The organism is Lysinibacillus sp. A4, from assembly GCF_024919535.1.
GTDB lineage: Bacteria > Bacillota > Bacilli > Bacillales_A > Planococcaceae > Lysinibacillus > Lysinibacillus capsici.
This window is the reverse complement of record NZ_JANWTB010000003.1, coordinates 300,005-315,082: the sequence shown is the minus strand read 5'-3', so window position 1 is coordinate 315,082 and position 15,078 is coordinate 300,005. Positions and strand designations below refer to the sequence as shown.

Below are 15,078 nucleotides of genomic sequence, written 5' to 3'. Positions count from 1 at the left end.
CAGTAAGTCGATGTTTTTCCGTTTCTATTTTTAGCTATAATGTGTTGCGGAAAGGAATCATTTGTTTTTTTATTTAAATAATGTGAGAGTTTTCTTTCATTTGCTCGTTATTACTTGTAGAGAAGAAAGGAAAGGAGGTTTTCTAACTTCGTGTATTCATTAATTAATCAGCTACAAAAAAAAGATGAACAAGCTTTAAGAGAAGTGATTAACAAATATGGAGGTTATGTTAAAGCCATTGTAGTGAAAGTGTTACAGCCCAATCAAACAGCTATTGAAGAATGTATCAACGATGTATTTCTAACCATTTGGCAAAAGAGTATTCAATTTACTGGCGATGAGATTGATTTTAAAAAATGGATTGGCGTTATTGCAAAATATAAAGCGATTGATACATATAGAAGCCTTCAAAATAAGCCTAAAACAGTCGAGTTACTTTCATCAATTTCAAATAGCAAGGATCTACCAGAAAGAATCGTCGAACAAAAAGTACAAAAAGAGCAACTATTTATCAGTATTTTAAATTTAAGTAAAAACGATCAGGAAATTTTTCTCTTGAAATACTACTTAGGATATTCCAACGGAGAAATCGCTGAGATATTTGGTCTATCTAAATCAGCTGTAGAAAATCGTTTATATCGAGGTAAGTTAAAGTTAACAGAAGAGCTGGGAGGTATCTAAATGAACGAAAAGGACTTCATCGAAATAGATATTGAAGAGATTGAACCAATTGAATTATCTGATTGGGAAAAGATTAATATTGAAAAAAGTGTTTTACGGTCATCTTCAACCAAGAAGTATGTATTTAAAAAATGGAAGTGGGTTAGTATTGTCGCCATGCTCACATTTATTTTTGCTAGTAGCAGCATTTGGCTACCTGTAGTGGCTAATCGAGTACCAATTGTACAGCAACTATTAAATAGCAATGATAATCCCCAATTACAAGTATTTAGTGATAATGCATCAACCATCAATCAAATAGACGAAAGTAACGGAACCTCCATTGAATTAGCTGAGGCTTTTTTCGATGGAACGATTGTATCGGTTAGTTATGAAATGAAACACGAACAATCGATAGATGAACCCCCTCTATTTTGGAAGGGCGATTTAGAAGTCAACGGAAACAAGTTAGACGTACTTAGTCATCAAATCGTTAAAAAGAATGAGGCTACTTGGATTGGTATGTTTACAGCGAGAATTTCAGACAAAGTAATTGGTGAAAAGGTAAATGTTCAATGGCGTCCTCAAGATTTTATAGGTATGGAAAATACGACTCTTGTAGAAGGAGCTTGGGACTTTCAGTTAGAACTTACACCAACCCGAGCCTATTCAAGAAAAGTAAATATACCATTTGGTAATGATCAATACCAGTTATTTTATAATCAAATAACAGAGGGAAAATATATAACCACTCTTTATTTTGAGGGAAATCTTGATTGGGAGACAGAATTTTTAATGGTAGACATAAAAGATAATCTTGGAAATGTATATGAAAATGTAGGAACAACAACTATTAAAAGCGGTTCTGGGCGAGTAAATGGTTATGTTGAGGTTTTTATACCTGATTCTACTATTCGAACGCTAATCATTACGCCAACTATAAGAATTGTTGACGAAAAAACATTAGAGCGGAAAGAGCTTGTTCCGCTCCCAAGTATTAATATTTCTCTAAAATGATATGGTCTGTTCCTACAACTTGTTTTCAAAGGGCTGAAGGAATCAATTCTTACCTTCAAAGATGGATGTGTTAGCAATGAATGATATAGGTCAGCATCTTTACCATTAGCTCATATTACGCAGTGTTCAGTCAAAATAGAGCTATTAATTGTAGCTAAATATCTTTTAAGCTATTAAATTTTTAATTCTTCCTTTTAGTACCAATCATCATAAAGCCTAATAATAAATATAGAAGACTGGCCGAAATGGAGCTATACAACAGGAATGTAATAGAAGTTGGTGCCCAAACTTTAATAAATGTCCAATTTAAGCCGCCAAGTACTATGTTAGGCGTGATAAATAGTGCTGTCAGCATTGTCGCCACAAGTATAGTATGGGCAGATAATAACAATATTCTTTTGTAATTTAGATTTGCCATACGACGTTGTTTTTTATAAAGGCTGCGTATATTTTAAACGAATAGATAACAGAACATAATGCTGATTGCGATGATGATAGCACATATGATTGTTACAATTTTATCTAGCTTTTGATAGCTGCTGATATGTTGCATGTCAATCGTTTTGCCCTCCCATAAATCCATGACACCTTGTCCAATCGCTGTTGTAGAGCTTGTATTCATATTGGCTAAAATAGCCACGCCGATTTGTTCGTCAGGTTGCAAAATGAAATACGAGGAAAAGGTTGGATTCTCACCAGCATGGTAGATATATGACTTTGTGTCCTTTTTCACAACGGCCCAACCGTTTGCATAGTAAGTATTCGTATCAAAAGGCTCCACTGTTAGATCTGGAGTATGCGATTCTTGAATTAAATTGTTACTGATTGAATAGATATCACTGTTTCCTACCTGTAATTTTAACCATCTGGCTATATCATTAGCGTTACTGATGATATAACCAGCGGGGATATTGCCACGATAGATAGGTGGTATGTATCGCTGCTCTCTCATTAGACCTATTTTATAGCCAGAAGCCATATGTGTGGCATGTACTTGGTGAATTCCTACAAAAGATTGATGCATACCAACAGGTTGTAAAATTTTCTGTTGAATATACTGATCGAATGGCTGTTTTGCAACTTGTTCAATGACGAGGCCTAAGACATCATAGTTGATGGTTGCATACTCAAAAGAACTCCCTGGTTGACGATTTAGTGATTGATCCAGCAGTGTTTTAACAGTTAATTCAAGGGCATTATCCGCTGTGCTTTCTGGGATTTGAGTAATGGAATTTGAGGGAATTCCGCTAGTATGAGACAATAGCTGCTGTATTGTCACAGCCTGATCCTCGCCTTTATAGGTTAATGATAACCAAGGGATATACTTTCGGACATCATCTGACCGTTTTAACAAACCTTGTTTTTCTAATTGTAAAATAGCGAGTCCTGTAAATGCCTTAGACGTGGAGCCTAACTCAAAAAGAGTATCAGAGGTAACAGGTGTTTTTGTTTTCGTATCTGCAAAGCCAAAGCCCCGTTGATAGACGGTTTTCCCTTTATCAACAATAATTACTGAAATTCCTGGGATTTTACTAATGGTTTGCTGCTCCTTAATAAACTGATCAATTTTACTAATTGTATCATTTGATGCTGCGTGTCCAAATCCGGGTGTGAACGTAAAAAATAGTAACATTACTGTCATCATCACCGATTTCTTCATGAATAATGTCATGTTGTTTTTCTCCTTAGAACGTAATGTGCTTGTGGCAACATGGTTTACTGTAACAAGAAAAATAAGGGTAAACCATCGATTAACATGACTATTTCCGGGATAACATGACAAAATTGTCACTTCAAAAAGGGCCACTCCTAAAACCAATAGGAGGGCCCTTGAAATTTTATTTAATTTGTTTCTGGCTCTGGCGTAAAATCCTGACCGTTAAATGTTAATTTAGATGGTGAGATAAGAATTTCTCTGTTCGCTTCGTAGTAAGGGTCTAAAACTTTATAAAAGGCTTCCCATTGCTCGCCAGCTTTTTCATCTTCACCCTTTTGTTCAAGGGCAACTGCTTCTTCATAGTGTTGCTTTAATTTTGCGTAATCCGCATTACTAATGCTGAATTCGATATCTGCCATATATTCCTCGAAGGGAACTGGTTTAAAGTGTGGGCGAAGTATTTCATAGAATGCATCCCATTTCTTCATGGCCAATTCTTCGTCTTTATCTTTTTCAGCTTTTTGTGCCTCTTCATAGAGCGTTTTAAGTTTTGCAAGTTCCTCTTTTGTTAAATCGACGTTCATATCCGCCATATATTCTTCAAAAGTTAAAGGTGGATATAATTCTTGGTAATAAGGTTCAAGAATAGTGAAAATTTTATCAATGTTTTCTGATGCCTCATCCGTTTTATTTTCTTTTACATACTTAATCCAGTTACTATAAAGTGTTTTTAGCTGTTCTTTATCTTGTGCTTTGATAACAATATTTTTTTCAGCGAATGCAGCTTCATTAATAAATTCTTCAAAAGGCTCAGGTTGCCAATTTGCTAATTCGTAAGGTCTTGTGATGTTATCCATCGCCTGATAGATTCGTTCCATTTCCTCATAATTCTCTTCTTTTTCAGCCTTTTTCATGTCAGAAAAGAGTTTCTCTAGTTGGACTAATTCTTCTTTTGTTACTTCTTTAGGTAAGCTTTTTTTATAGACGGCAAAGGTAAAGAAATCTGAGTAATCTTTCACAATACTACCCTCAACTAAAATTTCTTGCCCCTCGGCTAGCTTTAACTGCTCAATTTGTTTATCTGAGAAATTGTGTAAACCGATGTAGTAGTTTTTTCCATCTGTTCCTTTAAGGGTAATGCTGCCGCCATCAAAATATTTAATGGTACCTGTTATTTTTTGTTCTATTTGAATCGTTACATTATTTGTTGTATCAACAGCTGTTGCACCAGCTTGAAGCGGTGTTAATACAGCCATCCCTAGTGTTAATGCTGAAGCTAATAGCCATGTTTTTTTAGCAGGTTTTTTCATATTTATCAATTCTCCTTTAGGTTAACTTCTGTTACCAATTATTAGACGTTTTACCAATTGAAAAAGTTTTAACTTTTTAAAAAAATTTTTAAGAAATTAAAGAGTGGAGGATTCATGATAAGACTCACTGTTTTAGTATCTGTAGTCTTTGAAAAATAGCTATTATTTACAGCTCAGACCATGCAAAGGGTTGATTAGCGAAGCAAAGATTTACAAGGATTAGTGCGCTTCCAGAGAAAATTCATGGGCACGAACTAAGGCATTATTGCAGCTTATACTGTTTTAAGCTCTTTTTCTCCTAATTGAAGATTTTAGGAGATCTAATGTTTAATCTCATAAGATAACTTACATCCGTTTAATCCAAGCTCTTCTACTGTTCATCCTGGAAATAGATTTTATAGAATTTGCGATTCGTTGCCTCATCATAGCCAACTTCAATTAATTCATCTATTTGGTCAATATGTTGGATATTTACTTGGATTTCAATATTGGAATCCAGTTTGATTTTACGTTTGTATTTCTTTTCAGCCTTTTCTAGCGCACTATCAGAAATGACAGTTTCATAGGGTTTGACCGAATTAATGATGATATCTTTTTGCGTAGTGTCCGCTTGCTCAAAAACAGTATCAATATAATGATTTACCTGAAACTCCTCTTCATTTCTAAAGTAATCCAGTGTTTTATTCAAGAGGCCAAGTTTTTCTGTGCTTGTATAATTTTCTTCCTTTAAAATGAATTTTTTACATTCTGTTAATGCTAAATGGGTTTTATAATAATGCTCATCCGCTGCCTTAATTTTTAAAAATCGTTCTTGCCAATAAACTATATCTTCTTTACGTTTTGTTTTAATATACACGGCAGGAGATTGATCTGGTCCCATATCAACAATAATAGCCATATTATTAATTTTCTTAACGTTAATGCCATCCACGCCGTTCACGATCATTTGATTGTGTTCATTTTTCACATCTAAAAACATTTCTTTTTCATCAATTTTGACAATAGCAATAATCTTTTTAGCCTCATTTAATAGTAAACAATTTTCAAAAAGGCCAATAAACAGTTCTCCGCTTTTGATGTTAGGATGCTGTGACACACTATGTAAGTGCTTGGCAATATTTTGTGAATGTTCTAGGAAGTTACTTCCCTGTTCGAAAATAGCTCTCGAATACGTAAAAACTTCATGGAGTGCAAGATTGCTTTCATGGAAAAATTCATATTGCTGTTCCACATCAATTTTACTAAAAGCGAGCTGTGTAAAGGCTGCTTCTAACATGACCTCAGGTTGTGAAAAAACTTCTTCTCCTAAAATAAGCGTCTCACTCAAAAAATGCAGACTATATTGTGTTAATTTACTTTCACTGACTTCTAGCATAAATTTCACCTTCTAATTTTTCATAGTAGCTAGTATACCATAAGCTAAAGATTGCTTTTATAAGTACCAGTACTCATTTGAGGCTGGTTTTTTTATGGTCACCGAATGTTAGTGTCTTATTATGAAAGAATGTTGAGGATTGGAAGTTTAAAATACTGCTGCTTAGATAAAGATAAAAACATGTAGGGATACTCTGTACAAGTGTACTAAAGAGGGTGATCAATATGTGGGAAAAGGTGATTTCCTACATGCCACATTGGCAAGTTTTTTTACAAGGCTTTTTAGCGTTTTTTATTCCATATTTAATTTATAAATTGTTCCATGTTTTTTTATTTGTTAATAAGAGCAATGGCAAAATTGAGATGAAAGAAAATAGTGAACAAGTTGAGATGGTACACATACCTATTCAAAAAACGTTAGAGCAATTTACAGGAGATTTTAATAAAGATCTTTTACAAATGAGGAAAGAACTTGGTCATAATTGGGATATTCATTTTAGAGAATTTCAAATAGGAAATACGGATAATCGTGCAGCGATCGTTTTTCTTAAAGGATTATGCGATAAAGAATTAATTGACAAACATATTTTGAAATCATTAATGAATGGACATACAAAAAAGTCGTCTGTTTTAAGAGGTCATGAATTACATCAATCAATTAGAAATGAAATCCTACCAGTGAGTGAACTGCTAGAGGAATCGAAAGTCATGAAAGCTGTTGGGAAAGTATTAACTGGTTCCACTGTATTAATTGTGGATGGCATACAGAATGTATTTATCATTGGTACGGCACATGGCAAAACTCGAAATCTTGAGGAGCCTGTTTCTGAAGCAATGGTACGTGGACCAAGAGTGGGCTTCACGGAAAAATTAAGTGTGAATACCTCTTTATTAAGACAGCATGGTGAGAATCGAAATTTATCGATTATCGAGATGGAAGTAGGCGAACGTACGAAAAAAGAGTTGGTTTTAGCCTATATAGATGAAATTGTGCAGCCTAATCTTGTCAAAGAGGTGAAGGAACGAATTGAAACAATCCATTTGGATGATGTTGCTGAATCGGGATATATTGAGCAATTGATTGAGGATGATTATCTCAGCCCATTTTCGCAAGTGCAAAGTACCGAGCGTCCTGATCGGGTTATTGCTGCTTTACTAGAGGGACGAGTCGCAATTCTTTTAGATGGAACTCCCTTTGCATTAATTGTGCCAGTCACGTTTAATATGCTACTGCAATCACCAGAGGATTACTATGAACGTTGGTTATCGAGCTCACTTATTCGCTTGCTTCGCTATTTTGCTGCAGGCATCTCTTTATTTGGCCCATCCCTGTACATTGCTTTTGTATCATTTCATCAAGGTTTAATCCCCACTAAACTAGCGCTGTCCATGATGGCAACAAGGCAGGGAGTACCGTTCCCAGCATTGATTGAAGCCCTCATTATGGAAGTCGCTATTGAGATATTACGAGAAGCAGGACTTCGTCTACCGAAGCCAATTGGTCCGACGATGGGGATCGTTGGAGGGCTTGTTATTGGAGAAGCCGCCGTACAGGCAGGAATTGTTAGTCCAATCATGGTCATTGTGGTTGCATTAACAGCAATTTCCTCTTTTGCTATCCCTCAATATAATGCTGGTATCACGCTAAGAATGCTACGTTTTGTGGCGATGTTTTCCGCAGCTTTATTTGGACTATATGGCATCATTCTATTCTTCTTATTCCTTTGCAGTCATTTGGTAAAGCTAAAAAGCTTCGGTGTATCCTATTTGAGCCCAACTATTCCGTATCGAGCAGGTGATTGGAAAGATTTTATGGTGCGAATGCCGTTAAAGATGATGAAGCATCGTCCTAGATTGTTAAAGCCAAAAGATTCGGTCCGCAAAGGGGAATAAGAGAAAGGGAGCAAAACAGCCATGAACAGCAGTATGAAAGATAAAATAACGACGTCACAAGCAGTTGTTATTATTATTAACTATATTCTTGCCACTGGGATTCTTACTTTACCTCGTGCATCTGTAGAAAAAGTAAAAACGCCAGATGTTTGGATTAGTGTATTTTTAGGTGGAGTCGTTGCAATGATTGCAGGTGTAATTATTGTGAAGCTAAGCCAACAATACCCTGACAAAACATTTTATCAATATAATCAAGATATCATAGGGAAGTGGTTAGGCTGGTTTATAAGTGCGTGTGTAATTGCCTACTTTTTTACCATTTCTGCCTTTGAAGTTCGCATCATGGCTGAAGTAACTTCTCTCTTTTTATTAGAAGGGACCCCCACTTGGGCGATTATTTTGCCCTTCTTATGGGTTGGGCTTTACTTAATAAGCGGTGGCATCAATACAATCGCTCGTTTATTTGAAATCATTTTTCCTATTACCTTTGTTATTTTTTTACTTGTGGCCTTTTTAAGTTTAGGGATTTTTGAAATCGATAATTTAAGACCAGTACTCGGTCTGGGCGTTGTTCCGATGTTAAAGGGAATAAAAACAGCGACACTGGCATTTTTAGGGCCTGAAATTATGCTACTACTTGTGGCATTTATGTATCCCTCAGATAAATCAAAGGCCGTAAAGGTTGTACTGGCGGGTATAGCCATACCTTTACTCTTTTATGTCATCACGGTTGTGATGGTCATTGGTGCTCTATCCATTGAGGGGGTTTTGACAAGGACTTGGCCAACAATTGAATTAATGCGAAGTTTTGAAATCCCTGGTTTAATTTTTGAACGCTTTGAGTCATTTCTTCTTGTAATTTGGATTATGCAAATCTTTGCGACCTTTACGATTACTTATTATGCCGCTACTTTAGGATTAGCCCAACTGTTTAAGAAAAATATGCATCCCTTCTTATACGGATTGTTGCCAATTATTTATATTATTGCGATGACACCTAAAAATATTAATGATCTATTTACATTTGGCGATAAGATTGGTCATGCTGCATTAATTTTATTTGGTGTAGTACCGATAACCTTACTCCTTATTTCGAAATTGAAAGGAAAGAAAGCATGAAGCGAATACATTGCTGTGTACGTTTACTTCTAGTTGCGACGGTAACCTTACTTCTTACTGGATGTTGGAGTAGTAAAGAGATAGAGGATTTAGGCCTTATTGTAGGTACATCATTGGATTTAGAAACGGGTGATGTTTCCTCTGAAGAGCAACAAGATGCTAGGTATGCAAACAGACAGTTGCTAACAATTACCAATCAATTTGTTACGTCAGAGACAACGGTTTCTGGAACAAAAGAGGGAGGATTGCCAGAAAAAGCGTATAAAAATGTTTCTGAGACAGGTGATGCGGTGTTACCAACTTTACGAAATATGCTGTTAAAGGTGGATAAACGTTCTTTTGCTGAACATTCCAAAGTAATTATTATTGGTGAGGAATTAGCTAATACTATCAATCTCCAGCAAACGTTGGATTTTTTTCTAAGAGAATTAGAAATACGGCCGAGTGGACTGCTCTTTATTGCTCAGGATCAGGCAAGTCAGGCACTGGAAACAAATGAACCAACTAAAATTCCTGCCTTTCAATTAGTAGAAATGATGGAGGGACATGAAAGGACGACTAAAATTTTGCCTCCGATGACCGTAGCCAAACTAGAGGGGAAGCTGTATTCAGACTCTAGCTTTTTATTGCAAAATGTGAGTACAGAAAATGGAGAAGTAAAATTTGCAGGCGCTGCTATCATTGAAGGAAAAACCAAAAAGCTACGAGGCTTTTTAAATGAGAGTGACCTAGAAGGGATTGCATGGATGTCTGGCGATGCGAAAGGTGGCCTTGTCAAAGGCTTTGATGAGGAGTCAGGAGCACCTATTGTGTATGAAATTATTTCAGCGAAAAGTAAAATTATTCCACATGTAAAAGGGGATCAAATCTCCTTTACGATAAAAATTCAATCAGAGGGAAGAATTGCTGAACATTGGGTTCTCTCCGATAAAGCATTTGACAATCAATTTTTGAAAAAAGCAGAGAAAGTATTTGAAAAAGAGATAGAGCAATTAGTGAGGAAAGCACTAGATAAAACGCAACATGAATTTCAAACAGATGTTTCTGGGTTTGGCAATAAACTAAGAATCGATTACCCGAAAGTATGGCAAAAAAGAAAAAAAGAATGGGATCAAACGTTTAGTGAGGTTCCTATTACATGTGAAGTGAATGTTTCCATTAAGGATTATGGCACGTCAGGTGATTAACATCGTTAATCATCTTTTTTTCTGTCCATTTAGTCTATACAGAAATGAAAGGACATATAGTAGATATTCGAAAAGATGGGGGATAAAAGACATGCAATATACTATTCAATCAATCGCTACCGTTCGTAACAATCGGCAAATGTTAAAAGATGATCATTGGGGAGAGATTATTTCAACTATTGAACTTGCTGATCATATCCAAGAGGCGTCCTTAAAAGGAATAGAAGATTTTTCTCATCTAGAAATTATTTTTTATTTTGATAAGGTTACAGACGATCAAATTCAATATGAGGCAAGACATCCGAGAAATAATCATGATTATCCAGAGGTTGGCATTTTCGCACAAAGAGGTAAAAATAGACCCAATAAATTAGGAAGTACAATCGTTGCCTTGTCAGAGGTCAAATCAAGAGGATTAATCGTTCAAGGGCTAGACGCCATAGATGGCACACCTATACTAGATATAAAGCCTGTAATGAAAGAATTTTTACCTAAAGAGGAAGTTAAACAGCCAGCGTGGTCAATAGATTTAATGAAGGCCTACTGGGGGTAAGATAGTTGTTAAAGCGAAGACAATTGTGGACTTCTAAAAAAAGGGGAGTAGCGTGCTCCCCTGGCTTTTTAAAGAATGATTCCTTCTTGATAAAGAATGCTGATGGCATGAGAGCGATTTTTGGCACGCAATTTTTTGATAGCAGATTTTACATATTGTGTAATGGTTAATTCACTTAATTTCATAACATCTGCTATTTCCTTGGTACTATCTCCCTGCGCTACCTGTCTCATTACCTCTAATTCACGCTTGCTCAGAAAGCCCTCTTTTTTGCTAGTTCTAGCTTGTATGATAAGCTGTCCAATCATGTTTCCAAAGGTTGTCATGTCATCTAACAGCTTATCATTTATATCGATTTCCTCTTCTAATTGAGTACTACAAATATAACCAAAAACATATGACCCAATGAAAATAGGGACAATTAAAAACGTATTATTTTGCGAGGGAATAGTATATTTCATACTGATATTTTTTAAATAGTCCATTCCTGTGCAAAATTTAGCCTTCTTATCTTCAATAGCAGCATAAATAATAGGGAAGCTACGAATCTCCTCACGAATTTCACCGATATGACTACCACCCGATTCATTTAAAAAAATGATTCCTTCTGCTACAAAGCCTATTGGAGAATACCTCAATAAATAGGCATCCTTGATAGGAAAAGCATCTAAATATACCTGCAAAATGTGTATCAACAGCTCTTCATGGTTGGCATAACTTTGTACTGTGTCGAAACGTTTTTGAATGGTATAAAGATTGGACATGACCTATCCCCTTTTTTAAGTATATACTACGCTTAAAATAAGGAATTTTCAATATATTCTGTAAGTTGTAGTATTTAAGCTAAGTAAAGCCATATTTCTCTATTTTGGCGTAAGGAGGAGCAACAGGTGAGTAGTCAAACAATTAAAGAGGTGGATGCAGTTGTTCTAGGTGCTGGGTTTGCAGGTCTGTATATGCTACATCAGTTGAGGAGTAAAGGCTTTTCAACCATTGTATACGAGGCTGGAGATGGTGTAGGTGGTGTTTGGTATTGGAATCGTTATCCTGGTGCTAGATGTGATATTGAAAGCATCTATTATAACTACACATTTTCAAAAGAATTATATGAAGAATGGACTTGGACATCTAGATTTCCAGAGCAAGCGGAAATATTACGCTACTTAAATTACGTAGCCGATCGTTTTCAATTGCGATCAGCTATCCAATTTAGCACAAGAGTCACTGCAGCTCATTTTGATGAAAAACGACATAAATGGATGATTCATCTAAACGATGGGCAGTACATTTTAACAAGGTACTTTATTACAGGAATAGGCTGTCTATCTGCAGCAAATGTTCCTAACATCCAGGGGTTGCAACAATTTAACGGAAAATGGTATCACACGGGGCATTGGCCACATGAAAAGGTTGATTTTACTGGGAAGCGTGTAGGAATTATTGGGACAGGCTCAAGCGGGATTCAGGCAATACCTGTTATTGCAAAAGAAGCAGAGCAGTTAACGGTGTTTCAACGCACTCCACAATATACGATTCCCGCTCGTAACCATGCATATGAAGAGGACTTTATCAAAGAAACGAAGAAAAATTTTGAAGCGATAAAACGTTCCATGAGAAATTCGGTTTCAGGTACACCTTTTGCACAAAATCAGCAATCTGCAATGGAAGAACCTGATGATAAGAGGCAGGCGGTTTTTGAGAAAGCTTGGGCACAAGGTGGCTTTGCCTTCTCAGCTACTTATCATGACTTGTTAACGAATGAACAGTCCAATGAAAGAGCGGCAGAATTTATTCACTCCAAAATACGACAGATTGTGAAAGATCCTGTGGTTGCAGAAAAACTATGTCCTAAGTATATGTATGGCACGAAAAGACAGGTTTTAGATAGCGATTATTTTGAAACCTATAATAGGGAGAATGTTTTACTGGTTGATGTCAAAGAATCACCTATTCAAAAAATAACAGGAGAAGGTATTCAAACGGCGGATAACCATTTTGATTTAGAGATCATCATTTTTGCGACAGGCTATGATGGCATGACAGGGCCATTATTTAAGATTGATATCCGAGGAAGGAATGGCGTGTCATTAAAAGAGAAGTGGAAGGATGGGGCAGCTGTTCAAACCTATCTTGGACTCACAACAGCAGGTTTTCCTAATTTATTTATGATTACGGGACCAGAAAGCCCTTCTGTTCTCGTGAACATGCCGATTGCTATTGAGCAGCATGTCGAATGGATTGCCGAGTGCATGCATTATTTGCGTGAGCATGACATTGATCTTGTGGAACCAACAATAGAAGCAGAGCAAGCTTGGAGCACACATTGTCGAGATGTTGCTAATGCAACACTCTACGTCAAAGGTGATTCCTGGTATACGGGAGCCAATATTGAGGGCAAACCTCGAAGTTTTTTAATCTATCTAGGAGGATTTGATTATTACACAAAACATTGTAATAAAGTGGCTCAAAACAATTATGAAGGCTTTAAGTTAATGAAATTAAAATCAATATCATAGTTTGTGAGAGGGGAGCATATATCAATATGGAGCAACAAGTAGTCATTATTACAGGTGCTGGAAGCGGTATAGGAAGACAGACTGCAAAATTGCTTGCCACTATGGGCAAAGCATTAGTTTTAGTGGATTTTGATGAAAAAAGTGGACAAGACACACTACATGCTGTGAAGGAATATCACCAACAAGCAATTTTTGTCCAAGGTGATGTTTCACAAAGCAAGGATGTCAAAAAATATGTGGACGCTGCAAAAGAAACATTTGGCAGGATTGATGCTTTTATCAATAATGCAGGTGTTTTAAGCCCACCTACACTACTGGGAGATTTAGAAGAGGAAACGTTTGATAGAATAATCTCGGTCAATCTTAAAGGGGCGTTTCTCGGCTTAAAGTATGTATTAAAAGAAATGGAGCAACAGCAATCAGGTGTCATTGTGAATACATCCTCAGCAGCTGGTATACAGGGACAACCCTATCTAGGTGGTTATGCGGCAAGTAAGCATGGTGTAATTGGATTAACTAAAACGGCGGCCATGGAATATGGACCTAAAGGGATTCGCGTGAATGCAATTTGTCCTGGTGGCGTGAGGACAAACATGACAAAGGGATTGGCATCGAGTCCAGAAGAAAATGGACCATTACGTAGATTGGCAGACCCTACTGAAATCGCAAATGTAATCGCTTTCTTAATTTCGCAGGAAGCTTCTTATGTGAATGGTGCTGTCTTCCCAATTGATGGCGGTTTAACATCGTAAAAACATTTTAAATAAGAGAGGAAGGATTTTAATGGAACATCGTATTGATTCAGAACTAAAAGAAACGTTAGCAATTTTTCCCCCATTAGATTTGGATAATGTACAAGCTACAAGAGAAGGAATGGCAGCCGTTGCTGTGCCAGCTCCAATTGAAGAGCACATCATAGTAGAAAATAAAGTCATTCAAGGGCCTGATAATAATGATTCTCTTCGTCTTCGTATTTATAAATCAAAAGAGCAAAAGGAAATATACCCAGGCCTGCTATGGATTCATGGTGGAGGCTATGTCTTAGGAGCACCAGAGGGTGATGATGTGCTTTGTCAGCGTTTTGTCAATGAAGCGAATTGTGTTGTAGTATCTGTAGACTATCGACTTGCGCCTGAACATCCTTATCCAGCTCCGCTTGAAGATTGCTATACAGCGTTAAAATGGGTAGCAGATCATGCGGATGAATTAGGGATAGATCCTACCCGTTTAGGGATTGCTGGAGCAAGTGCTGGTGGTGGGCTCACAGCTGCACTTGCACTACTTACACGCGATCGAAATTATCCGAAGCTTAGTTTCCAAATGCCGCTCTATCCAATGATTGATGATCGCAATAATACCCCATCTTCATTAGAAATTACGGGACATATGATCTGGAACCACTCACTTAATCAAAAGGGATGGAAAATGTATTTGAATGGAGAAAATGGTAGCGACAATGTACCACCATATGCCGCCGCAGCTAGAGCGGATGATTTATCAGGTTTACCATTTACCTATACATGTGTGGGTCAACTTGATCCGTTTCGTGATGAGACTTTGCAATATGTAACCAAGCTATGTCAGGCTGGAGTAGATGTTGAATTCCACTTATACCCAGGCTGCTATCATGGCTTTGAGAGTATTGTCCCTACAGCCGCAGTCAGTCAAAGAGCTGTCACAGAGTATGTAGAAGCTGCTAAATATGTGTTACATCGAAATATTTCAGTGCCTTTATAAAAAATTCACGAAAATCCCGAAACCATAATTTACTCAGGTTTCGGGATTTTTTTGT

At 36.8% G+C, this 15,078-nt stretch carries 12 protein-coding genes and 1 pseudogene; 9 read left to right on the top strand and 4 right to left on the bottom strand.

What is annotated here, in order from left to right; all coding sequences use genetic code 11:
* The first annotated feature begins 150 nt into the window (after positions 1–150).
* Both NY607_RS06850 and NY607_RS06845 read left to right on the top strand, forming a co-directional pair.
* The gene (locus NY607_RS06850; protein WP_048395075.1) at positions 151–681 is read left to right on the top strand and encodes a sigma-70 family RNA polymerase sigma factor; all 531 of its coding nucleotides are present in this window, start codon (positions 151–153) and stop codon (positions 679–681) included.
* Complete coding sequence (locus tag NY607_RS06845; protein ID WP_259419359.1) at positions 682–1,677, top strand: DUF4179 domain-containing protein; 996 nt, start codon at positions 682–684, stop codon at positions 1,675–1,677. It begins immediately after the preceding gene.
* A gap of 181 nt (positions 1,678–1,858) precedes the next feature.
* Here NY607_RS06845 and NY607_RS06835 read toward each other — a convergent pair.
* The 3 genes and pseudogenes from NY607_RS06835 to NY607_RS06825 all read right to left on the bottom strand — a co-directional run bounded on the left by NY607_RS06835 (position 1,859) and on the right by NY607_RS06825 (position 6,019).
* Positions 1,859–3,349: pseudogene (locus NY607_RS06835) on the bottom strand (serine hydrolase domain-containing protein).
* Positions 3,350–3,519: 170 nt separating this feature from the next.
* Positions 3,520–4,644: a hypothetical protein gene (locus NY607_RS06830; RefSeq protein ID WP_131520455.1), complete on the bottom strand. Its 1,125-nt coding sequence runs from the start codon at positions 4,642–4,644 to the stop codon at positions 3,520–3,522.
* A 370-nt stretch (positions 4,645–5,014) separates the two neighbouring features.
* Complete coding sequence (locus NY607_RS06825; RefSeq protein WP_259419356.1) at positions 5,015–6,019, bottom strand: nucleoid-associated protein; 1,005 nt, start codon at positions 6,017–6,019, stop codon at positions 5,015–5,017.
* A gap of 362 nt (positions 6,020–6,381) precedes the next feature.
* Here NY607_RS06825 and NY607_RS06820 point away from each other — a divergent pair, with 362 nt between their 5' ends.
* The 4 genes from NY607_RS06820 (at position 6,382) to NY607_RS06805 (ending at position 10,770) form a co-directional block, all read left to right on the top strand.
* Positions 6,382–7,911: a spore germination protein gene (locus tag NY607_RS06820; protein ID WP_481817326.1), complete on the top strand. Its 1,530-nt coding sequence runs from the start codon at positions 6,382–6,384 to the stop codon at positions 7,909–7,911.
* Between the two features lie 21 nt (positions 7,912–7,932).
* On the top strand, positions 7,933–9,030 hold the full coding sequence (locus NY607_RS06815; protein ID WP_048395089.1) for a spore germination protein: 1,098 nt from the start codon (positions 7,933–7,935) through the stop codon (positions 9,028–9,030).
* Entirely contained in the window at positions 9,027–10,217 is a 1,191-nt protein-coding gene (locus tag NY607_RS06810; protein ID WP_131520457.1) for a Ger(x)C family spore germination protein, read from the top strand. Before NY607_RS06815 ends, NY607_RS06810 begins: the two co-directional genes overlap by 4 nt.
* A 91-nt stretch (positions 10,218–10,308) precedes the next feature.
* Positions 10,309–10,770, top strand: coding sequence for an SAM-dependent methyltransferase (locus NY607_RS06805; protein WP_066036522.1), 462 nt, complete (start codon positions 10,309–10,311; stop codon positions 10,768–10,770).
* A 68-nt stretch (positions 10,771–10,838) separates the two neighbouring features.
* On the opposite strand, the gene NY607_RS06800 is transcribed toward NY607_RS06805, so the two are convergent.
* Positions 10,839–11,534 (bottom strand): response regulator transcription factor, encoded by a 696-nt coding sequence (locus tag NY607_RS06800; protein WP_066036521.1) that lies wholly within the window; start codon positions 11,532–11,534, stop codon positions 10,839–10,841.
* Positions 11,535–11,660: 126 nt separating this feature from the next.
* Between NY607_RS06800 and NY607_RS06795 the strand changes: the two genes are divergently transcribed.
* From NY607_RS06795 to NY607_RS06785, 3 genes are read left to right on the top strand one after another with little or no spacing between them, the layout of a single operon-like run.
* On the top strand, positions 11,661–13,286 hold the full coding sequence (locus tag NY607_RS06795; protein WP_237898318.1) for a flavin-containing monooxygenase: 1,626 nt from the start codon (positions 11,661–11,663) through the stop codon (positions 13,284–13,286).
* Positions 13,287–13,306: 20 nt separating this feature from the next.
* On the top strand, positions 13,307–14,038 hold the full coding sequence (locus tag NY607_RS06790) for an SDR family NAD(P)-dependent oxidoreductase (protein WP_259419445.1): 732 nt from the start codon (positions 13,307–13,309) through the stop codon (positions 14,036–14,038).
* Between the two features lie 31 nt (positions 14,039–14,069).
* The gene (locus tag NY607_RS06785) at positions 14,070–15,023 is read left to right on the top strand and encodes an alpha/beta hydrolase (protein ID WP_066036519.1); all 954 of its coding nucleotides are present in this window, start codon (positions 14,070–14,072) and stop codon (positions 15,021–15,023) included.
* Positions 15,024–15,078: the final 55 nt, after the last annotated feature.